Source organism: Bacillus sp. ZY-1-1 (assembly GCF_003047165.1).
GTDB classification, from domain to species: domain Bacteria; phylum Bacillota; class Bacilli; order Bacillales; family Bacillaceae; genus Bacillus; species Bacillus velezensis.
This window is the reverse complement of sequence record NZ_CP027061.1, coordinates 154,730-177,275: the sequence shown is the minus strand read 5'-3', so window position 1 is coordinate 177,275 and position 22,546 is coordinate 154,730. Positions and strand designations below refer to the sequence as shown.

The 22,546-nt window shown below is 48.3% G+C and carries 20 protein-coding genes; 8 read left to right on the top strand and 12 right to left on the bottom strand.

The window, feature by feature from the left end:
* From C5I45_RS00890 to C5I45_RS00880, 3 genes are all read right to left on the bottom strand, one after another.
* Entirely contained in the window at nt 1-1,065 is a 1,065-nt protein-coding gene (locus tag C5I45_RS00890) for a polysaccharide lyase family 1 protein (protein ID WP_014306116.1), read from the bottom strand.
* A gap of 141 nt (nt 1,066-1,206) precedes the next feature.
* On the bottom strand, nt 1,207-2,118 hold the full coding sequence (locus C5I45_RS00885; protein ID WP_043867562.1) for a DMT family transporter: 912 nt from the start codon (nt 2,116-2,118) through the stop codon (nt 1,207-1,209).
* Between the two features lie 148 nt (nt 2,119-2,266).
* A complete protein-coding gene (locus C5I45_RS00880; protein ID WP_004393301.1) occupies nt 2,267-2,713 on the bottom strand; it encodes a universal stress protein in 447 nt (148 codons plus the stop codon).
* A 251-nt stretch (nt 2,714-2,964) separates the two neighbouring features.
* Here C5I45_RS00880 and C5I45_RS00875 point away from each other — a divergent pair, with 251 nt between their 5' ends.
* On the top strand, nt 2,965-6,096 hold the full coding sequence (locus tag C5I45_RS00875) for a DUF3427 domain-containing protein (protein WP_107994167.1): 3,132 nt from the start codon (nt 2,965-2,967) through the stop codon (nt 6,094-6,096).
* Here C5I45_RS00875 and C5I45_RS00870 read toward each other — a convergent pair.
* On the bottom strand, nt 6,085-6,474 hold the full coding sequence (locus C5I45_RS00870) for a (deoxy)nucleoside triphosphate pyrophosphohydrolase (protein ID WP_107994166.1): 390 nt from the start codon (nt 6,472-6,474) through the stop codon (nt 6,085-6,087). The genes C5I45_RS00875 and C5I45_RS00870 overlap by 12 nt on opposite strands.
* 184 nt (nt 6,475-6,658) lie before the next feature.
* Nucleotides 6,659-8,065 (bottom strand): arabinan endo-1,5-alpha-L-arabinosidase AbnB, encoded by a 1,407-nt coding sequence (locus C5I45_RS00865; RefSeq protein ID WP_107994165.1) that lies wholly within the window; start codon nt 8,063-8,065, stop codon nt 6,659-6,661.
* A 241-nt stretch (nt 8,066-8,306) separates the two neighbouring features.
* On the opposite strand from C5I45_RS00865, the gene hutP reads away from it, so the two are divergent.
* The 6 genes from hutP to C5I45_RS00835 all read left to right on the top strand — a co-directional run bounded on the left by hutP (nt 8,307) and on the right by C5I45_RS00835 (nt 15,764).
* The gene (hutP, locus tag C5I45_RS00860; RefSeq protein WP_004393292.1) at nt 8,307-8,753 is read left to right on the top strand and encodes a histidine utilization transcription antiterminator HutP; all 447 of its coding nucleotides are present in this window, start codon (nt 8,307-8,309) and stop codon (nt 8,751-8,753) included.
* A 112-nt stretch (nt 8,754-8,865) separates the two neighbouring features.
* Nucleotides 8,866-10,404: a histidine ammonia-lyase gene (hutH, locus tag C5I45_RS00855; RefSeq protein WP_025853677.1), complete on the top strand. Its 1,539-nt coding sequence runs from the start codon at nt 8,866-8,868 to the stop codon at nt 10,402-10,404.
* Nucleotides 10,401-12,065: a urocanate hydratase gene (gene hutU / locus C5I45_RS00850; RefSeq protein ID WP_025853678.1), complete on the top strand. Its 1,665-nt coding sequence runs from the start codon at nt 10,401-10,403 to the stop codon at nt 12,063-12,065. Before hutH ends, hutU begins: the two co-directional genes overlap by 4 nt.
* Nucleotide 12,066: 1 nt before the next feature.
* Complete coding sequence (gene hutI / locus C5I45_RS00845; RefSeq protein WP_004393286.1) at nt 12,067-13,332, top strand: imidazolonepropionase; 1,266 nt, start codon at nt 12,067-12,069, stop codon at nt 13,330-13,332.
* Complete coding sequence (gene hutG / locus C5I45_RS00840; RefSeq protein ID WP_015387491.1) at nt 13,325-14,275, top strand: formimidoylglutamase; 951 nt, start codon at nt 13,325-13,327, stop codon at nt 14,273-14,275. Before hutI ends, hutG begins: the two co-directional genes overlap by 8 nt.
* A gap of 70 nt (nt 14,276-14,345) precedes the next feature.
* Nucleotides 14,346-15,764 carry an amino acid permease gene (locus C5I45_RS00835; protein ID WP_107994164.1) on the top strand — a complete coding sequence of 473 codons (1,419 nt, stop codon included), beginning with the start codon at nt 14,346-14,348 and terminating at the stop codon, nt 15,762-15,764.
* A gap of 39 nt (nt 15,765-15,803) precedes the next feature.
* Here C5I45_RS00835 and C5I45_RS00830 read toward each other — a convergent pair whose 3' ends face one another.
* The 7 genes from C5I45_RS00830 to C5I45_RS00800 all read right to left on the bottom strand — a co-directional run bounded on the left by C5I45_RS00830 (nt 15,804) and on the right by C5I45_RS00800 (nt 21,992).
* Entirely contained in the window at nt 15,804-17,105 is a 1,302-nt protein-coding gene (locus C5I45_RS00830) for a pyrimidine-nucleoside phosphorylase (RefSeq protein ID WP_107994163.1), read from the bottom strand.
* Between the two features lie 27 nt (nt 17,106-17,132).
* Nucleotides 17,133-18,314, bottom strand: coding sequence for a NupC/NupG family nucleoside CNT transporter (locus C5I45_RS00825; RefSeq protein WP_004393280.1), 1,182 nt, complete (start codon nt 18,312-18,314; stop codon nt 17,133-17,135).
* A gap of 92 nt (nt 18,315-18,406) precedes the next feature.
* Entirely contained in the window at nt 18,407-19,075 is a 669-nt protein-coding gene (gene deoC, locus C5I45_RS00820) for a deoxyribose-phosphate aldolase (protein WP_004393277.1), read from the bottom strand.
* A 90-nt stretch (nt 19,076-19,165) separates the two neighbouring features.
* Entirely contained in the window at nt 19,166-20,107 is a 942-nt protein-coding gene (locus C5I45_RS00815) for a DNA-binding transcriptional repressor DeoR (protein ID WP_004393275.1), read from the bottom strand.
* Between the two features lie 70 nt (nt 20,108-20,177).
* Nucleotides 20,178-20,990 (bottom strand): sugar-phosphatase, encoded by an 813-nt coding sequence (gene yidA / locus C5I45_RS00810; protein WP_004393274.1) that lies wholly within the window; start codon nt 20,988-20,990, stop codon nt 20,178-20,180.
* Nucleotides 20,991-21,058: 68 nt separating this feature from the next.
* On the bottom strand, nt 21,059-21,583 hold the full coding sequence (locus tag C5I45_RS00805; protein WP_032858434.1) for a hypothetical protein: 525 nt from the start codon (nt 21,581-21,583) through the stop codon (nt 21,059-21,061).
* A complete protein-coding gene (locus C5I45_RS00800; RefSeq protein WP_015387486.1) occupies nt 21,573-21,992 on the bottom strand; it encodes a lipocalin family protein in 420 nt (139 codons plus the stop codon). Before C5I45_RS00800 ends, C5I45_RS00805 begins: the two co-directional genes overlap by 11 nt.
* Nucleotides 21,993-22,103: 111 nt before the next feature.
* Between C5I45_RS00800 and C5I45_RS00795 the strand changes: the two genes are divergently transcribed.
* Nucleotides 22,104-22,490, top strand: a complete 387-nt coding sequence (locus C5I45_RS00795; RefSeq protein WP_004393267.1) for a hypothetical protein — start codon at nt 22,104-22,106, stop codon at nt 22,488-22,490.
* The last annotated feature ends 56 nt before the right edge of the window (nt 22,491-22,546 follow it).

The window sequence follows — 22,546 nt, the reverse complement described above, 5'->3', positions numbered from 1 at the left end:
TTATGGATAGCGGAGATTTGTATTTTGCGCTCCCGCGTAGGATTGGGCGAAGTTTTTGGCGTCCTGGGCTGAAAGCGTGCCGTAGCTGTAATTTGATCTCGGATTCCAGCCGGTGCGCGGTGATTTCGGGGCTTTGAGCGACGGGAATGAACCGATGTCGGTGAATTGGGCCGTCCCGTAGTCGTCTATCATTCCGCCTTTTTCATTTCCGTTACCGAAATAGTTGGCTTCTGAGAAGACAGTCGCGTTTGTATGAATGGTGAATCCTAAATTGAAATTGGTCACATAGTTGTTTTTTGCGTGAAAATAGCCGTATCTCATCAGGCCCGGTGAACGCACATAGACGTTATTAAAATAGTTGTTGGTGATCGTCATATGCGGATAGCCGATATAATTGCGTCCTTCGTTATCATCATTCGGATAACCGAGAATCAGGCCGTACAGATGGTCTGTGAATTTAGAGTTAGACAGCGTCACAAAATCCGCTTTGGCGCCGACATACAGAAGCTTGCCCAAATCGCTGTGGCTGTTCGGATTGTAGCTGTGTCCTTCAAACCACACGTGGTCAATCCAGTAATTCTGCCCGTTCGCTATGTACATCGGAATGTCGTTGTTGCCTGTAATGGCGGCATTATGGCTGATAATGAGATTTTTGAAAATCACATTGTTTGATCCGGAGCCGGTGGTCAGATAGATGTTGGTCAGCCTGTGGCTGGTATAAGAGCCGACGATGGTTTTATTGGCGCCGACTGTCACAACGGCTTTCCCCGGGGAAGAAATATCACTTGTGATGACGATGGTTTTGCGGTCCGTTCCGCCCGCATTGTTTTTCAGATCATTGAGATTGCTGACGTAGACGACGGGGCCGCCCTGGCCTCCCGATACGGCGGATTTTGCTTTTCCGTTATGATCCTTCGCATTGCCAGCGAATCCGGTAAGTCCCTGCATCACATCCGGATAAGCCGCTGCCGCTTCTGCCTGCTTGGATGCGGAACATACGATGGCCAGACAAAGCGCAAAGCCGAGTGCAGCCAAGAAAGCGAGATGACGCGTCTTCTTTTTCATGCCCTTCACTCCTTTAATCTCTTAAATTGTAAACACATGAAGTATTATACAATTACTATCCTCTTTTTCCATGATCTGTTTGTCTGCTTTTTCGTTATGGCTGAAAAGCCCCAAAATAAAAAAAGCAGCCGGTACGGCCGCCTATATACGGGTGCTGTCTGCCTGAGTTTCCGCCGGCACAGCTTTTTGCTTTCGAATCAGGGACAGCGCCATTCCCGCAAAAATCAATACAATCCCCAAAGATTGATAAAGGTCGGGGCGAAACCCCGTAAATACGGTGTCAAGCACAATCGCCACCGCCGGATCAAGAAATACGATGATTGATATAAACCGGGTGGATAAAAACCGCAAGCTGTCAAAAAAAAGCAAATACACAATTCCCGTATGAATGATACCGGTTGACACAATCATGATCCAGTTCACATGCGACAAATCAGAAAAAGCGCCGAAACGGACGAACGGGAGAAGAATGATAACGCCCAACCCGGTCTGCAAACAGGTGACCGCATATGGGCTGAGACTGTTGATACCTTTCCCGGCCAGTGTCGTAAAGGCGTAAAAAAGGGCGGCCAGCACGGCCCAAATAATACCCGATCCCATCAGCTGAGAAAATGATGTACTTCCGTTGATGCCGGAAATCAGGGCGGTGCCCAGAAAACAAATTACGATGGAAGTGACGGACACAATATGCAGTTTCTCCCGGTATATAAGGCTCCCTAGAAGAAGGACGAGAACCGGAGCCAGATGATAAACGGAAATCGCTATCGTCACTGATGTTTCCTCAAATGATTTAAATAAAAACACCCAGTTCAGCACGAGAAAAAATCCGCAGGCCAATGTCTGCAGCACCTCGCGCCGGTTCCATTGTTCGGTGCGGTGCCGTCCGGAACCAAACCAGCAAACGCCCAGAAACAAAGAGGCGCACAGACATCTCACAAAGACCAGTTCAATTGAAGGAACATTCGTATGTTCCGAGAAAAAGCCGATTGATCCGAAAATGACCATGGAAATGACCATTTTGATGACGGCATTTGATGTTTGTTCAGCTTGCATTGATTCGCTTCCCCCATATCATTGACTGTTTATTCAGACAAATACTAACAGCCATTTTACTTGATTCAGAGGAAGATTTCATCCTATTTTTCGAAAGACGGCGGTCTTTTCTCATTAAAAAAAGCCCCGCATCAGCAGGGCCTTCTATTTAATGAACGATCAGTACAGGACAAGGAGACAATTGTGAGACCTTATGGCTCACGCTTCCGAGCATCATTTCTTTAAATCCGCTGATTCCGCGGCTTCCGACGACAATCAGATTGAAATGCTGTTCTTTCGCTATGTTTAAAATTTGATGCGCAGGTTCGCCTTGGACGTACAGGCTTTCCGCGTTTACCCCGCTTTCAGCCGCTTTCTGCTTGGCATTTTCCAGAATGGCCGCTCCTTTTTGCTCGACTTCATGTTTGATGTCTTCAATGAAGTTTTCCGGAACATAGACAATCCCTGTTAAGGCTGATGTGGAGACAACGGCTTCACGTCCCGCATAAAGAATGGTGAGTTCAGCCTGCTGTTCTTTCGCCAGATGGATCGCTGCGTCCAAAGCTTTGCTGCTCATGTCTGAACCGTCTACTGCTGCAAGAATTTTTTTAAACATATGAATCCCGCCTTTCTGCTTTTATTGTCCTCCTCTCTTTGCTGAATGTCAATTTTGCCGGCTTTCTCCGGAACATTGCGCTTACAGACTTTCTCCGTTTGTGGCGATGACGTTTTTATACCAAACCAAACTACCTCAGCGTTATTTTTTAAGCGCTTAATAAATAGGACTTTATTCTCTTCTTTTTCAGCATTACCTATTGGTAAAAGTAGTGATAAAATGGAATTATTGATATAAAAAAGGAGATTATGATGAGAAATCATAGAGGCTTCCATGAGGAAATTCAGCAACAACAAAAACTTTATCCAACATCACATTGCATTCAACCGGTCAGCCCAAAAGAATATGCAGAGGTTTTGACTTTACATACGGCAAAACAACTGAGCGAGACATTTCAAACACTTGTGGATCAAGATCAGTATGAACAAGCGATTCAGCTGAGCGAGAAGGTTGCCTCTCAGCTTGGAAAACATACGAATTTTTCATTGCCACTTTCCACAGTGCTTTATAGTTTAAATGAAATGGAACTTCCTATTTCAGAGGAATTTTCTCTACATCGTCTGAAACTGCTAGGAAATCATCAAACTCATGAGAACTTTTTCAAAGCATTAAAACACGAAATGTTAACGGCGGATCGGGTAGACTTTATGGTTAGTTTCACAAGGTGGTCTGGTGTTCAGCTTTTGATCCCTCCGCTTCAGGAGCTTGCTAAAAGACATGTCCCTGTACGCATCATTACATCTACCTATATGGGTATTACAGAACCGAAGGCGTTAAGACATCTTCTTCAATTTGAAAATGTTGAGTTGAGAATTGTAAATGAATATAAAAAATCTTTCCATACGAAAGCATACTTATTTGAACGCTGTTCTGGACAGCATAGTGTCATTGTAGGATCTTCAAATCTATCACAAGCTGCCCTTACGACTGGGTATGAGTTAAATGTGAGACTACCTGAAACCAGATATCTCCCCGTTTATCAACAAACAAAAGATTTGTTTGACACTGTTTGGAATGAAAAGACACAGCCTGTTGACGAACAATTTTTACAAGCCTATGAGGAATTCCAAGCTGGAAGCCAAAAGGTAAGTGCTTCCTTTGCTGCTCAAAACTCTCTTTACAAAACGAAAATGTCCCCGAATGCCATGCAAAAGGAAGCATTACGAAACCTTAAAAAAACAAGAAACGAAGGGGAGACAAAAGCAGTCATCATCGCCGCCACTGGAACCGGAAAAACATTTTTAGCAGCATTTGATTTTGAGCAATTTAAACCAAATAAATATCTTTTTCTTGCCCACCGGGAAGAGTTACTTTCAAAAGCAATCGAAACATTCAAGAAAGTCACAAATAATCATGAAGATTTTGGCTTATTGACTGGCACGAAAAAAGAAAGAGATAAGCGTTTTTTATTTAGCACTATACAAACGTTACATAAAAAAGATACTTTGGAATCTTTTTCAACAGATGAGTTTGACTACATTGTGATTGATGAATTCCATCATGCAGAAGCATCTACCTATCAAGCTGTATTAAACTACTTTACACCAAAGTTTTTATTAGGTTTAACTGCAACACCAGAGCGTCTTGACGGTAAAGATGTGCTTCAGATTTGTGATCATAATGTTGTTTATGAAATCAGACTCCGCGATGCCCTAAAGGCAGAGCTACTTGCGCCATTTCACTATTTTGGAATTTCAGATCATACTGTAGATTACGAAAAAGTAAAAGTGAAAAACGGACTGTACGAAGAGAAATCGCTAGTCAATCATTTAAAAACGCATAAACGAGTAGAATATATCATCAAGATGATCAACATGTATGGATTCCACGGCGAGAAAATGGTTGGCTTAGGTTTCTGTACAAACGTCGAACACGCAATATACATGAGTGATGAATTTAATAAATTGGGTTTTTATACAACTTATTTAACAGGAAATGATTCTCCTGCAAAAAGACAAGAGGTCATTCGTCAATTAGAGGACCCGCACCACAGTTTAGAACTTATATTTACAGTAGATATTTTCAACGAAGGAATAGATATCCCAAAGCTCAATCTACTATTGTTTCTTAGACCAACGGAATCACCAACGATTTTCATTCAGCAATTAGGACGGGGACTTAGAAAAACTGACGACAAAGAGTTTGTAACGATACTGGATTTTATCGGAAACTATCAAAAGTCATTCGTTATTCCACTCGCACTATCTGGACAAACAAGCCAAAAATCTTTTGATAAAGATTCCCTCCGAGTGGCCGTGACGCATGAGTTTTCAGATTTACCTGGAGGATCTTATGTTGACCTTTCAGCCATAACGAAGAAAGAAATTTTAAATAAGATCGATCATATTAAACTAAATTCAGATGCCATGCTGAAAACGTTATACAAGCAATTTAAACAAGAGCTAGGGCGCTCTCCAGAATTAATTGATTTTCTATACTCTGAACAGGCACCTGGGCTTACCTTTTTTATAAAGAAATACAAATCGTGGGTACAGACCAAAAAGAAAATGGACGATTTGAATGTTACAGATGAAGGGATTCTCAATAACCCCTTGGTTGTAGGGATAGTAGCAAGATTAGAACAGCAATTACCTATTAAATGGCCTTATGAATGGTTAATTTTACAGAGCGGTTTTCACAAAAATATCATCACAATAGAAGATGTAAAAGAATCGTTAGAAAAACAGTTTCATATTCAAATCACAACAGATACACATGATGACCTCATTCAGCGAGCAATGGAGCGTTTAACGAAATCAGATCAAAAACAGAATTGGCGCTTTGGTACATTACAAGGTGATACATTCAAGTTAGATCCAGAAGTAAGCGAGATTTTAACCGATCCATTATTCGGACCGTATATTAAGGAGCGCGTCCACTATGGACTGATTGAATTTAGACGTATGAACAATATAGAAGCCCTTGCTTCAAAAGAGATTAAGCTAACATTGTATCAGACCTATACAAGAAATGAGCTCATTTATCTTTTTCAGTCAACTGATCAGGAAGGGACTTGGCGAGAGGGTGTACGTAGAGTTAAAAATCACTATTTAATCTTTATCAATTTGAATAAGTCAGAAAAAGTAGAAGATCATTTGCTATATAAAGATTATTTTATTGATCCTAGCCATTTTCACTGGCAAAGTCAAAACCAAACCTCACATATATCAAGCGTAGGGCAAAACTTTATTCACCATAAGGAAAAAGGATACCATATTCATTTATTTGTGAGGAAATTCACTGAAATGCACAACATCACTTTACCATTTATTTATTTAGGAGAAGCGGATTACGTATCAAGCCACGGAGACAAGCCAATGAATGTCAAATGGAAGCTCCATCAGCCTGTCCCAGAAAACTTGTATGTGGATTTAACGAATTAAAGCAGATACGGTCGGAAGATCAGCGGGTGCCCACTCTAGTGATTCTAGCTCACGAATAGGCACCCATCTGAATTCCGCATGCTCTTTTGCTACCGGCTTCCCTGATACAATCCTCGCTTTTATTGAAATTAAATTGACGATGACCTTCTCATATTCATGATGAATATCAGCTATCACATCGCCCGTAACAATTTTACAATCAAGTTCCTCTTCAATTTCTCTTACAAGTGCTTCCCGAGCATTCTCCCCTTCTTCAAGCTTTCCACCAGGAAACTCCCACAGATTAGGAAGAGACATTGTTGGAGAACGTAGAGCGCATAGAATTTCATTGTTTTTATTTTGTATAACTGCGGCGGCTACTTTTATTGTTTTTTTCAAAATTAAACTTCCTTTCGTTTTTTCTTAGGTATGTATTCATATTTTTGTTATCAATTTTATACTGTTCACTGTAAACGATAGAGGTTGAGTCCATCATAATTCAAATGGTTTATTAAAAGCAATAGAAGGTCATTCTCCTAATTAGCAAGAAAAAAGCACCCTCCAAACTGGAGTAGGTGCTTTTTCACTTCACTCCCCAAACAGCCTCCCCATCACCGCTCAGCACACTAAACGTCACAACTTCTTTCTCTCTCGCTGAGTCCCATTCTTTCAGGAAGACACCGTCATAATGTGTGCCGTTCAGGTTGATTCGGGCTTTGCTGCTGTCCGTTATTGTCCAGGTTCCGGTCATTTCCCCGGAAATGGTGCCGTCGTTGTTAAGCCGGATGGTTTTTGGGGGTTTGATCGTAGCTGTAATGTCTTTTCCGTGCTGGATGAGTTTGTAGGCTCCGGATGCGGCGGCTGCCGATATGTGTGTATCCGGTTCTCCTGCGTAGCGGTACGGCGCTGCAACGGGCCATCCGTCTTTGTTCATGTACAGCCGATGCACTCTGACTTCGTGCTCTTCGCCTCTGTTCGGGAAACGGGTGTGGAAAATGAGGTATGATCGTTTCGTTTTCCCGTCGTAAAACACGGAGTTGTGTCCCGGTGAAACGTAGCCCGTGCCTTTTTCAGATTGTGAGGCGAAGCTGTAGCCGCCCATGAGTTTGACCCCGTACGGTTCAATTGCTTTGTCATCGAAGAAACTGCCGTCTTTTCCTTTGGCGTCAAGCATGTTATGGCCTGCGGCGTCATAGTACGGACCGTCCGGATTTTTAGAGCGCGCCACACGCATATTGTAGCCGCCGGCTGTGTCAAGTCCGCCGAATGACAGATACAGATAGTAATATTTCGTTTCCGGATTGTAGCTGATGTACGGGCCTTCGATTCTGCTGTGATTTCCGCCGAGCAGTTTTTTTCCGTAGCCTTGGTTCGGGAGCGGGAAACCGGTTTTCGGATTCATTTCCAGTATAAAAATCCCCCCGGAGTAAGAGCCGTACACCATCCAGAGCTTGCCTTTATGGTCAAAAAACGTTTGCGGATCTACGACGTTCGGGTGAACGTTTGCATGATACGTCGTGCCGTCTTCGCTTTTTCCTTCCATGCCTGATTTCAAAAAGATGCCTTTGTTTTTGTAGGGTCCTTCGATTTTGTCACTCACGGCGACACCGAGAGCGGATCGCGGCGAGTCTCCTTTACAGGCGTTATAGTACATGTAATATTTCCCGTCAGCCAGCTGAGCCACATCCGGCGCCCACAGCGTATCAGACTGGGCCCAGTCGAATGTCCCTTTTAATTCGGAGTAGACGTTCGGGATCAAGGGATTATTGGGATTGACGCTTGAAGACAGTTGCTGCCACTGCATCAGGTTTTTCGACTTGGCGGAAGCCAAATGCGAGCCGAATACATAGTATGTATCGCCTGTTTTAATGACGGACGGATCATGCACGCTGACCTCTGAAAAAACGGGATGCTGGGCTTTTGCCTGCGGCAGAGTGAACCCGATAATCGCTGCTGAGACCAGGCACACACGAAAGAAACTGGTTTTCATTTTCTGAAATCTCCTCGCTCTCTTCTTTTCTTAAAACGCTTTCAAGACAACGCTCCATTTTATGACGCGGATGGCGGAAATATGTGATCAACAGCGCCGGCTTCCCGATGTACCGCTTTAATACAATAGCAATCTGATTTGTGAAAGACTGGAAAAAAAGTTTTGACTTCTGATTCGCAAACACTTAATATAAAAAACAGTTACTAGTTATCAGAATATTTAAGAATTGAGTGAAGCATATATGACCTTACACAAAGACCGCCGCATCGGGCGATTGTCCGTCCTTCTTCTGCTTCATGAGACTGAAGAAAACCAGCAGATCAGCCGGCTGGAACGGGACGGCTGGAAAGTCTGTCTCGGCAGGGTGGGTTCAATGGATGCGCATAAGGTGGTAGCTGCAATTGAAACCGCTTCCAAAAAGAGCGGCGTCATTCAATCTGAGGGTTATCGCGAATCACATGCGCTGTATCATGCCACAATGGAAGCTTTGCACGGAGTGACGCGGGGCGAAATGCTGCTTGGCTCGCTGCTTCGTACCGTGGGCCTGAAGTTTGCCGTCTTGCGGGGAAATCCGTATGAAAGCGAGGCGGAAGGCGATTGGATCGCCGTTTCCCTTTACGGCACGATCGGAGCTCCGATTAAGGGGCTTGAGCACGAAACATTCGGAGTCGGAATTAATCACATATGAATCAGCCCATAGATTTCAGATGATAGGGGGCTATGCGTGAAATATCATTTTCATGGCATAGCTCCTTTTTGTATGGGCGCTTTACCAAAGTAAAGAAAAAGGGGTTGAAATGATGGTAACGTTAGACGGTTCCTCACTGACAACCGCAGATGCCCAGCGTGTGCTGTTTGATTTTGAAGAGGTTCAAGCATCTGCCGAAAGCATGGAACGTGTGAAAAAAAGCAGGGCGGCGGTTGAACGGATCGTTCAAGAAGAGAAGACCATTTACGGGATTACGACGGGGTTCGGCAAGTTCAGCGATGTGCTGATTCAAAAAGAAGACGCCGCGGATCTGCAGCTGAATCTGATTCTTTCTCACGCGTGCGGCGTCGGTGATCCGTTTCCGGAATCTGTATCGCGGGCCATGCTGCTTTTGCGCGCCAATGCCCTGCTGAAAGGCTTTTCCGGCGTGCGGACTGAGCTGATTGATCAACTGCTCGCGTATCTCAATCATCGCATTCACCCGGTCATCCCGCAGCAAGGGTCACTGGGGGCGAGCGGAGATTTGGCGCCGCTTTCTCATCTCGCACTGGCGCTTATCGGGCAAGGCGAAGTCTTTTACGAAGGGGCCCGGATGCCGGCAGCTCATGCTTTGGAAAAGACAAACCTTCAGCCGGCCGTCCTGACCTCTAAAGAAGGGCTCGCGCTGATCAACGGAACGCAGGCCATGACCGCGATGGGGCTGATCGCTTATCTCGAGGCCGAAAAGCTGGCCTATCAGTCGGAACGGATCGCGAGCTTAACGATCGAAGGCCTTCAGGGCATTATCGATGCGTTCGACGAGGACATTCATGCCGCCCGCGGATATCAGGAACAGATGGATGTCGCAGAGCGAATCCGCTATTACTTGTCAGACAGCAAGCTGACGACCGTCCAAGGGGAGCTGCGTGTCCAGGACGCCTATTCGATCCGCTGTATTCCTCAAGTCCACGGCGCATCATGGCAGACATTAGCGTATGTAAAAGAAAAATTAGAAATTGAGATGAATGCCGCGACAGATAACCCGCTCATTTTCGAAGACGGCGCCAAAATCATCTCGGGCGGAAACTTTCACGGACAGCCGATCGCCTTTGCCATGGATTTTCTCAAAGTGGCGGCGGCCGAGCTTGCGAATATTTCTGAACGCCGTATTGAACGGCTTGTGAATCCGCAGCTGAATGACCTGCCGCCCTTTCTGAGCCCTCAGCCCGGCTTACAATCCGGAGCGATGATCATGCAATATGCGGCGGCCTCCCTCGTGTCAGAAAATAAAACCCTGGCCCATCCCGCCAGTGTCGATTCCATTCCTTCATCGGCAAACCAGGAGGATCACGTCAGCATGGGAACCATCGCCTCAAGGCACGCCTACCAGATCATCGCGAATACGAGACGGGTGCTTGCCGTTGAAGCCATTTGCGCACTGCAGGCTGTGGAATACCGGGGTGCGGAACATTGCGCCTCGTACACAAAACAGCTCTATCTCGAAATGAGAAACATCGTGCCGTCCATACAAGAAGACCGCGTGTTTTCTTATGACATCGAACATCTGAGTGACTGGCTGAAGAAGGAGTCTTTTCTGCCGAATGAGCATCACCAAAAACTGATGACCAATGAAGGGGGACTTACAAGATGACTGATGTAAAGAAATCAATCCGCGCCGGCCGCGGCACCGAACTTGAATGCTTAGGATGGGAGCAGGAAGCCGTGCTCCGCATGCTCCGAAACAACCTTGACCCGGAGGTTGCCGAAAAGCCGGAGGATCTGATCGTATACGGCGGCATAGGCAAGGCCGCGCGAAACTGGGATGCTTTTCACGCGATTGAGCGCTCCCTCAAAACGTTAAAAGATGATGAAACACTGCTGATCCAATCCGGAAAACCGGTCGGACTGTTCCGCACGCACAGCCGCGCGCCCCGCGTCCTGCTGGCTAATTCGGTCCTCGTGCCGAAATGGGCGGATTGGGAGCATTTCCATGACCTTGAGAAAAAAGGACTGATGATGTACGGGCAAATGACCGCCGGCAGCTGGATTTATATCGGTTCACAAGGTATTTTGCAAGGCACCTATGAAACCTTTGCGGAGCTTGCGAGACAGCATTTCGGCGGCAGTCTGAAAGGAACCCTTACGCTGACGGCCGGACTTGGCGGAATGGGAGGCGCCCAGCCGCTGTCCGTCACGATGAATGATGGCGTCGTCATCGCCGTTGAAGCGGATGAAACACGGATTGATAAACGGATAGAAACAAACTATTGCGACCGGAAAACCGCATCAATTGACGAAGCGCTGCGCTGGGCCGAAACAGCCAGACAAGCCGGAGAACCTTTATCGATCGGCCTTCTCGGCAATGCGGCAGAGGTGCATCATGAGCTTTTGAACCGCGGCGTCCATATTGACATCGTGACCGATCAGACTTCCGCTCACGACCCGCTGATCGGCTATATTCCGGCAGGATACTCACTTGAGGAGGCCGACCGCCTGCGCCGGGATCAGCCTGATTTATACGTAAGGCTTTCCAAGCAGAGTATGAAAAAGCATGTGGAAGCCATGCTCGCCTTCAAGAAAAAAGGTGCCGTCGTCTTTGATTACGGCAACAATATCCGCCAGGCTGCCAAAGATGAGGGGCTCGCCGATGCTTTTGATTTTCCGGGATTCGTTCCGGCCTACATCCGGCCTTTATTTTGTGAAGGAAAAGGGCCGTTCCGCTGGGCTGCGCTGTCCGGTGACCCTGAAGATATATACCGCACGGACGCTTTATTAAAAGAGCTGTTTCCAGAAAATCAAGCCCTCCACCGCTGGATTGACATGGCGCAGAAAAAAGTCACGTTCCAAGGCCTGCCGTCCCGTATTTGCTGGCTCGGCTACGGTGAACGGGAAAAGATGGGGCTCGCCATCAATGAATTGGTCAGAAACGGCGAGCTGAAAGCCCCGATCGTCATCGGAAGAGACCATTTAGACTGCGGATCTGTCGCCTCTCCGAATCGGGAAACAGAAGCGATGAAAGACGGAAGCGACGCGGTCGGCGATTGGGCGGTGCTGAACGCGCTGATCAACACGGCATCAGGTGCAAGCTGGGTTTCTTTTCACCACGGCGGGGGCGTCGGCATGGGGTATTCCCTTCACGCGGGAATGGTCGCGGTCGCTGACGGCAGCATCCTTGCGGAACAACGGCTTTCCCGCGTTCTGACAAGCGATCCGGGTATGGGCATCATCCGCCATGCGGACGCAGGTTATGAAAAAGCGGTTCAAGTCGCCGAGGAACAAGACATTATGATACCGATGAAAAAGGAGCGGTAACATGCCGAAACAAATAGATACCATACTCACCAACATCGGCCAGCTGCTGACGATGGAATCCGGCGGCCCCCGATCCGGCGGAAGCATGCAGGATCTTCATGTCACGGAAAATGCCGTCATCGGCGTTCACGACGGGCGCATTGTTTTTGCCGGACATCAAGGAGCGGAGAAAGGATACGAGGCAAGAGACATTATCGACTGCGGGGGACGGCTCGTCACCCCCGGCCTCGTCGATCCCCACACCCATCTTGTATTCGGAGGGTCCCGCGAAAAAGAACTGAATTTAAAAATTCAGGGCATGTCTTATTTGGATATTCTGGCGCAAGGCGGCGGTATTTTGTCAACGGTCAAAGACACGAAAGCCGCCTCCGAAGAAGAACTGATTGAAAAAGGGCTTTTTCACCTCGGACGCATGCTGTCATACGGCATCACGACCGCGGAAGTAAAAAGCGGGTACGGACTCGACAAAGACACGGAGCTGAAACAGCTGACCGCGGCGAAAAAACTGGGTGAGCGCCAGCCGGTCGACCTTGTCACGACCTTTATGGGAGCACACGCCATTCCGCCTGAGTACCGGAACAGCCCTGACGAATTTCTGAATCGCATGCTGCAGCTTTTGCCTGACATAAAAGAAAAAGGCCTTGCGCAATTTGCCGATATTTTCACAGAAACAGGCGTCTTTACCGTCAGCCAGTCACGGGACTACCTGAAAAAGGCGGCTGAAGCTGGTTTCGGCCTGAAAATCCATGCTGATGAGATTGACCCGCTCGGCGGCGCGGAATTGGCGGCAGAGCTGCATGCTGTTTCTGCCGATCATTTGGTGGGGGCATCTGATGCAGGCATCGAAAAGCTGGCGGAGTCCGGAACGATCGCCGTCCTGCTGCCGGGCACGACTTTCTATCTCGGAAAACACACTTATGCGAGAGCCCGGGAGATGATTGATGCGGGCGTACGGGTCAGTTTGGCGACTGACTTCAACCCGGGCAGCTCACCGACGGAAAATCTCCAGCTCATTATGTCGATTGCCGCGCTTCATTTAAAAATGACCGCAGAAGAAATCTGGCACGCTGTCACCGTTAACGCTGCGTATGCGATCGGAAAAGGCGAAGAGGCCGGACAAATCAAAGCCGGACGGGCGGCTGACATTGTCATTTGGGAAGCGCCGAATTACATGTATATCCCGTATCATTACGGCGTCAATCATGTCCGCCGTGTCATCAAGAACGGGAAGACGGTCGTTTCAAGGGAGGGAGCCGCTCTTGGATAAGTATTCGTTTCTGCAAAAAGCCGGCTCCCTCTTCAACGACCGCCATGTGACAAGGATCGGCGATGTGACGGAAGCATGGGCGGGACAAACGATCAAAGGGCCGGCTTTGATCGGCGTTCCGCTTTCTAAGTCGTCAATCAGCCATTCCGGCGCCTGCTTTGCCCCCGGTGCGATCCGCCGGGCGCTCGGCGGCATTTCCGCATATTCCGCGGAGCTGCGGGAGCATGTCATTGACCATCTGTACGATATCGGCGATATTCAGATTCACGTCACGGATGTCGTCAAATCTCATGAACACATTTATCGGACCATTTATGACATTCTGACGGACCAGCCTGACTGGGTGCCCGTCATTCTCGGCGGCGACAACTCCATCAGTTATTCCACCATTAAAGCCATTGCGGAAACGAAAGGAACAACGGCCGTCTTTCAATTCGACGCCCACCACGACGTCCGCAACACAGAAGACGGAGGGCCGACAAACGGCACGCCATTCCGCCGTCTGTTAGATGAAAATATCATAAGCGGACAAAACCTGATTCAGCTTGGAATCAGGGAGTTCAGCAACAGCTTGGCATATGAACAATATGTAAAAGAGCGTCAGGCAGACGTGCATACAATGGAGATGATCCGGGAGAAAGGGCTTCTCCGAACGATACAAGACACTTTGCCGGCCGTTCAAAAAAGAGCCGACGCCATTTTTATTTCGGTTGATATGGATGTGCTGGATCAAGCTCATGCGCCCGGCTGTCCTGCGATCGGCCCCGGAGGCCTGTATACCGAGGAACTGCTTCAGGCGGTCCGGTTTTTAGCCCAGGAGGCTGACATCTCGGGTATTGAGATCGTTGAGGTTGATCCGACACTTGATTTTCGCGATATGACAAGCCGGGCAGCCGCACACGTCATTTTACATGCATTGAAGGGATTTAAATTGTCACGTTAAAGTCAAATCCGGCACGCGTGATCTCGGCTGCCGGAAGATTCTGATGCCACGCAAAAAGGGGGAGATCACGATGGATGTTGATCAAGGCGGCAATCAACTAAAGCGCACGATGAAAAGCAGGCACTTATTTATGATTTCATTGGGAGGGGTCATCGGCACGGGGCTGTTTTTGAGCACAGGGTATACATTGAGCCAGGCCGGGCCGGGCGGGACAATCGCCGCTTACCTGATCGGCGGCTTGATGATGTATCTTGTCATGCAGTGTCTCGGAGAATTGTCAGTAGCCATGCCTGTGACCGGTTCATTTCAAACGTATGCGACAACGTTTATCGGGCCGTCCACGGGTTTTATGGTCGGTATCATGTATTGGGTGAATTGGGTGGTGACGGTAGGATCGGAGTTTACAGCTTCCGGTATCCTCATGCAGCGCTGGTTTCCCCACAGCAGCGTCTGGATGTGGAGCGCGATTTTCGCGGCTCTCCTTTTTGCCGCCAATGCATTCTCCGTTAAATTGTTTGCAGAAACAGAGTTTTGGTTTTCCAGCGTCAAAATCGTCACCATCCTTTTATTTATCATCTTAGGCGGCGCCGCGATGTTCGGTTTGATTTCATTGCACGGTTCGGGAGAAGCTCCGATGCTGTCGAATTTCACCTCACACGGCGGACTGTTTCCGAACGGCTTTCTTGCGGTTTTCATCGCAATGATTTCCGTAAGCTTCGCCTTTTCAGGGACGGAGCTGATCGGAATTACAGCGGGTGAAACCGCCAATCCGGCAAAAGATATTCCGCGTTCGATCCGAAATGTCGCCTGGAGAACGGTCATCTTTTTTATCGTCGCCATTTTTGTGCTGTCCGGACTGATCTCCTGGAAGGAAGCCGGTGTGATTGAAAGTCCGTTTGTCGCGGTCTTTTCCCAGATCGGTATCCCATACGCCGCAGATATCATGAACTTCGTGATTTTAACGGCTTTGCTTTCGGTCGCCAACTCCGGACTGTATGCTTCCACCCGGATGCTGTGGTCTCTTGCGAATGAAAACATGATCAGCGCCCGGTTCAAAAAAGTCACGCCGAAAGGCATTCCGCTGAATGCTCTGCTCGCCAGCATGGCCGTTTCCTGCATATCCTTGATCTCAAGCATCGCCGCCCCGGGCACGGTCTACGTGGTGCTCGTGGCAATAGCCGGATTTGCCGGCGTCGTGGTGTGGATGAGCATCGCCCTGTCTCAGCTGTTATTTCGAAAACATTATGTGAAAAACGGCGGACGCGTCGCGGATCTGACCTTCCGCACGCCGTTATACCCTCTCGTTCCGATCGCCGCTGTGATCTTATGTTTCGCTTCATGCGTAGGCCTTGCATTTGATCCCAATCAAAGAATCGCCCTCTTCTGCGGAATTCCTTGTATGATCCTGTGCTATCTCATTCGTTTTTTGAGAAAGAAACAGCCGAAACAATCCGTCCGTGACATTCATTTGGATAAAACCATGCCATAAAAAAAGGCACATACTGATGAGGTATGTGCCTTTTTTGTCTTATTCCGTAATCAGCGTATGAATCAGTTTCGGCGCTTCCGCTTTTTCTGAGATGCGGATGTTGTCATAGACTTTGGCGGTCACGTCGTCAACGTTTTCGCGGTTGGCGTAAAGGGTGACGAGCGGCTCGCCTTTTTCGACGTTGTCACCGACTTTTTTGCGGAGCATAATACCGACGGCAAGGTCGATTTCGTCCTCTTTTGTCGCACGTCCCGCGCCTAACAGCATCGCTGCGACGCCGATTTCGTCAGCGACGATTTCTGAAACGACACCCGCTTCTTTTGCCGGAACGTCAATTTTGTACGCCGCCTGCGGAAGTTTGGACGGTTCGTCAACGACGGAAGCGTCTCCTCCCTGATTGCTCAGGAACTCTTTGAACTTTTCAAGCGCTTTGCCGTTTTTCATGACTTCCTGAAGCTTCGTTCTCGCTTCTTCCAATGTCTCGGCTTTTTTCGCCAATACAACCATTTGGCTGCCGAGCGTGAGGACGAGTTCGTTTAAGTCTTCAGGCCCTTCCCCTCTTAACGTATCAATGGCTTCTTGTACTTCCAGAGCATTCCCGATCGCAAAACCGAGCGGCTGCGACATGTCAGAAATCACGGCCATCGTCTGGCGGCCGACGTTGTTTCCGATGCGGACCATTGCTTTGGCGAGGTTCACGGCGTCTTCATCCGTTTTCATAAACGCGCCGGCTCCCGTTTTGACGTCAAGCACGATGGCATCTGCTCCGGCGGCGACTTTTTTACTCATAATTGAGCTTGCGATCAGCGGGATGGAATTCACCGTACCCGTTACATCACGCAGCGCATACAGCTTTTTATCGGCAGGGGTCAAGTTCCCGCTTTGTCCGATGACGGCTACCTTGTCGCGGTTCACAAGCTTGATGAATTCATCTTTTGACAATTCCACGTGGAAGCCTTCGATCGCTTCCAGCTTATCAATGGTTCCCCCCGTATGCCCAAGGCCGCGGCCGGACATTTTAGCGACGGGAACGCCGAGCGCCGCGACGAGCGGAGCGAGTACGAGAGTTGTCGTGTCGCCGACCCCGCCCGTAGAGTGCTTGTCGACCTTAATGCCTTCAATGGCGGAGAGATCAATCGTTTCCCCTGAATTGACCATCGCCATTGTCAGATCGGCGCGCTCCTGATCCGTCATATCCTGAAAGTAAATCGCCATAGCCAGCGCGCTTGCCTGGTAATCAGGGATGCTTCCGTCCGTGTATCCTTTTACGAAAAATTGAATTTCTTCTGTTGTCAGTTCTTTTCCATTTTGTTTTTTTACAATAAGATCTACCATTCTCATGATCTATCACCTGTCCTTCATTTATGTTCAGTGAATCAATCCGACGATCGCCGCTGTCAGGAAGCTGACGAGCGTTGCGCCGTACAGCAGCTTCAGCCCGAACCGCGCGACGACGTTTCCTTGTTTTTCATGCAGCCCTTTCACCGCACCGGTAATGATTCCGATAGAGGAGAAATTCGCGAATGAGACAAGGAATACAGATACCACTGCCTGTGTATGCGCGCTGAAATGGAAATCGCCGGATGAGAGCGTCTGCATCGCCACAAATTCATTCGATACCATTTTCGTCGCCATAATGCTTCCGGCGCTCACCGCTTCATTCCACGGAATACCGGTTAAAAACGCAAACGGCGCGAATACATATCCGAGCAGCGCCTGGAATGTAATGCCGAAGACCGCGTTAAAAACGCCGTTGACCAGGGCAATGAGTGCGACAAATCCGATCAGCATCGCAGCTACGACGACGGCGACTCTGAATCCATCCATTATATACTCACCGAGCACTTCAAAAAAGGATTGCTTTTCTTCTTCAGGAACGACGATCAAATCCTCTTCTTTGCTGACGGTGTACGGGTTGATGATAGAAGCGATGATAAATCCGCCGAATAAGTTCAGCACAAGCGCCGTCACGACGTATTCAGGCTTCAGCATCATCATGTAAGAACCGACGATCGACATTGAGACCGTCGACATTGCGGACGCGCAAAGCGTGTATAAGCGCTGTTCAGTAAGATAGCCGAGCTGTTTTTTCAAACTGATAAAGACTTCTGATTGCCCTAAAATCGCGGATGCAACAGCGTTGTAAGATTCGATTTTCCCCATTCCGTTCACCTTGCTTAACGCAAGACCGATATACTTCGTGATGAAGGGAAGGACCTTCCAATGCTGCAGAATTCCGATTAAAGCGGATATAAAGACGATCGGCAGAAGCACGCTCATGAAGAACGTCGTCTGTTTCGCATTCACAAGCCCGCCGAATACAAAGTTAATCCCTTCTGATGCATATTCCAGCAAGTAGTTAAATCCTTTTGCAAAACCGCCGACAAGAAAATTCCCGATACCGGTGTTGAGGAGAATATAACCGAGAATCAGCTGCAGCACGAGCATGACGGCGATCGGCCGGATTCTGATTCTTTTTTTGCCGTTGCTGGCAAGCCAGGCAAGACCTAAAAACACAATGATTCCGATAATTCCGATGAGATACTTCATATGTGTTCTCCTTTTATTTGTATTCGCTTACAATTTTTTATGCATCAACAAAGAAAGAGGATGGCGGAAGCTTTCGGCTTCCGCAATGCTGATTAATAGTCGCTGCTGCCGCTGTCTCCGCCGCTCACGATAGAGACGCCCGCACTTGCGCCGATCCGGCTCGCGCCCGCAGCGATCATGCTGTCAACATCAGCTTTTGTTCTGATGCCGCCTGATGCTTTGACCCCGATGTCCGGTCCGACTGTTTTTCTCATGAGAGCGATATCTTCAGCCGTTGCCCCGCCTGTAGAAAAACCGGTAGACGTTTTGACGAAATCGGCGCCTGCGGATACCGCCAAGCGGCACGCACGCTCTTTTTCTTCATCTGTCAAAAGGCATGTTTCGATGATCACTTTGACGAGCGCTTTTTTATCAGCTGCTTCAACTACCGCGCGGATATCAGCTTCAACCGCTTCATCATCGCCGTCTTTTAATGCGCCGATATTGATGACCATGTCAACCTCAGTGGCTCCTTTTGAGATGGCATCCTTCGTTTCAAATGCTTTTGTTTCCGATGTCGTTGCGCCGAGAGGAAATCCGATAACGGTGCAAACGTCAACTCCCGTGCCCTTCAGTTCCTCCGCTGCGAGTTTGACCCAAGTCGGGTTCACACAAACGGAAGCGAATTTATATTCTTTTGCTTCTTTTATCAGTTGTAAAATATCCGCTTTTTGTGTATGCGGTTTCAAAGCAGTATGGTCTATTTGACTTGCAATTGACATTGTATGCACTTCCTTTTTCCTAGGATACGTTTAGAATAACCGAATTTTGAACATATGTAAATTGGTAATTGAAATTATGTTCATGAATTGTCACAATTCTTGAATGAGTTTTTTGGCCGTATGCTGATCGGTAATCAAAACGTTGGCGTACTTTCCTTTCAGGGCACCGTGAATGGCTTTGCATTTTCTGCTGCCGCCCGCCACCAGAATCGAACGCTCTTTCATTTTCAGGTCGCTGAGCTCAACTCCGATCGTCCTGCCGTTAATGCTGCTGCTGCAAATCCTGCCTTCCTCGTCAAAAAAGCGCGAACAAATATCGCCGACTCCGCGTGCTTTCAGCAATTGTTTCTCTTCTTCCCGGAAATAGCCGAGTCTGAAAAGCAGCGCCTCATCCCGGACGGTTCCGACCGTAAACAGGGCGATATTGGCTTGTCTGCCCATTTCAATGATCCGCTTAATATGTCTGTCCCGCTCGACCATCTGTTTCACATCGGCGCTGTCAAATATAACCGGCAGCGGCAAATACCTCGGCATGGTCTGAAATGCTTCGGCGAACAGCTGAATCGTTTCTGACGAATACGTATTGACATTGGAATGACTGATGCCGCCTTTCAGCTGCACGACTTCAACGCTCTTTACCTGCTTCGGCTCCATGCGGCTTGCGATCTGGTACATCGTCGTCCCCCAGCTTACGCCGAGTATATCGCCGTCCTTTACGGTTTTATGCATATAGTCTGCGCCATAGCGGCTTAAGTAATGTGTAATGGCCTGGTAATCGTCGCTTGGAGAAAAGACGACGTGCGCCTCAAGCAGCCCGTATTTTTCTTCCAGCTTCGCGCCGAGTTCATCCAGATCCTCAAACGGGTCCATGACGCGAATTTGCACATACCCTTTTTCCTTTGCGTACTGAAGTAGCCTTGAAACGGTGGGGCGTGACAGATTAAGCCGTTCGGCGATCTGCTGCTGGCTGTAATCTGATTGATAATATAGTTTTGCCGCTTCTATGCTGAGCTGCTGTTTTTCACGATCCATGTCGCGCCTCCCCTCTCCGCTTATCATATCACCAAAACACGCGGTAAAAAAGCACCCTCTGATGGGGTGCCTATTTTTTCAGCACAAGCTCCTGAATCGCATGCGCCACGCCGTGTTCGTTATTTGATTTCGTTTCATAATCAGCAATCTCCCTTACTTCCGGGATGGCATTGGCCATTGCCACGCCGCAGCCGGCCCACTGAATCATGGACATGTCGTTGCCGTTATCGCCGATTGCCATGACGTCTTTCTGTTCAATGCCGAGTTTTTCGGCCAGCAGCTTGACCGCGTTTCCTTTACTGACTTTCGGGTGAAGAATCTCATGGAAGAATGGCGCGCTTTTGACCATTGTGTATGTTTCCCTGAATGATTCCGGAATAGAAGCGATCGCTTTCTCCAGCTTGTCCGGATCGTCAATGAACATGACTTTCGGAATCAGAATATCCTTCGGCACTTCATCGATCGTGCGGAAATGAAGCGGCACTTTCGTAATGTATGATTCGTATACCGTGTATTCACTGATATCCCGGTTCGGCGTGTACAGATTGGCTGTGTCAAAGTAATGCATCGGAGTATCCAGCTGTAAGCTCAGCTCGTAAAGCGACTCCAAATCTTCAAAGCCTAATGACTGCTCGGCCACGACACCATTTGTATACGTATTTTGGACGAGTGCGCCGTTATAGGCAATCACAAAGTCTCCTTCTTCCTGTAAGTTCAGCTCTTCCAAATACCGACGCACGCCGCCGATCGGCCGGCCCGTGCACAGGACGATATTGACCCCTTCCGCTTTGGCGGCATCAAGCGCCCCGCGGACTTCAGCCGTCACTTCATGATGATCGTTTAATAGTGTTCCGTCCATATCTATTGCGATTAACTTGTACATCCTGCATCTCCTTTGTATCCTTTTCTGCTTATGCTTTCATCATATCGTTTTTTCGTTTCAATGAAAAATCAAACGGACAAGTTTCTCCGCCTTCTCTTCCTATACCGGGCCTGCCTCCGGATGCGGGGCCGTCTTTTCCCCTTGTCAGCTTGTTCGCCGCTGTCATCTGTTTTCTGCTTCAAGAGCATCAGCCCCGCCGCAAAGAAAGGGACGGCCGCTATGTCCAGAAGGGCAAGCTTTATTCCCATCGCTGCGGGAAAGTATGCCCATAATGAACGGCTGTTCCGCCTGATCATGATATAAGAAACGATTTCCAGCAGGATAAACAGAGCGTTCACCCATAAGTAAATGAGCATCGCCGCAAACAGAAACAGCAGGAGCGTATTCCGCAGCGTGCCGGAAAACAGAAGAGCGCGCATCATATCAAAGAATGAAAAAGACTGCATGCTGCCGTTGACGACATTGGGATTATAAATGGTAAAACGCCCGAACTGATCAAAAAGCATAAAAAATAACCATAACAGTGAAAACCATTGAATGATATGTACGATGACACCCGTCAAAACGAGTCTGTCGGCAGCCTTATTTCTCATGTGCATCCTCCCCGCCGGTTTTTATTCTTGTCATTGTTTTTGTTTCTCCGTATATCTTCCAAATGAGCGTATCGTTTTTTCCTCTTTTCAACGTGCTTTTGACGGGGTGCGGATGTCCGAGGTATTCAATCTCGATCGTCCCGTCCGTGTTTTGTGAGACCACCTTGTAAACATCTGAGGGCATGGGAACCTCGCCGCGGCCTTTAATGACCTGCTTTGTCAGCACGCTGTCTTTCGTAAACGTAACGGTTTCAGATCTGACCCCGTCCATCGGGCCCGGTTTCAGCCCCGCATCCCATGTCCCGTAATAAAAAGGGGGTTCGTCTGCTTTCTTTTGCGAGCAGCCTGTTATCATGACGCATCCGATAACAAGAACCGTCATGATGAAAATCCGTATGTTCCGCAACATGATCACCTTCCTTTGAAGCTCTTTTTACGCCTGTAAGTTAGGCGGATGCCGTGGCACTGTGCAATTGACTACATAGTGTATAAAGACTTCACTAGATAAGGAGAATGATGAATGAACCCATATCAGTACTACACCCCATCTGCCTATTTCCCTCAGCAGCAGGAATACGAAGTGAGCCCCGTTGAGTATGAGCCGTATCAGCAGCAGGAAAGCTATTATTATGCGCCCCCTCAGTCTGAAGAGCGGCAGCCGACGGCTTTAGAACGGAGAGTCGCCCAGCTTGAAAGACAAAACGCCCAGCAAACGAGAGAGCTCACCCGCCTCTCACAAGAAGACCAGCGCCAAAACCGGGAAATCACGCGTATGAATGAGCAGATCAGACGGCTGAGCCAGTCCATTGAAATCCATACCCGCCGCTTAAACCGTTTGAATCAGCGCCTGCGCGCAGTCGAAAACAGACTCAATATTCCTTTTCACGCTACAGAAGGCGGCTTCTGAGAAAAAGGGCCGGAATACAAAGCTCGACAGGCCATCCCGAGCCTTGTATTCCGCTC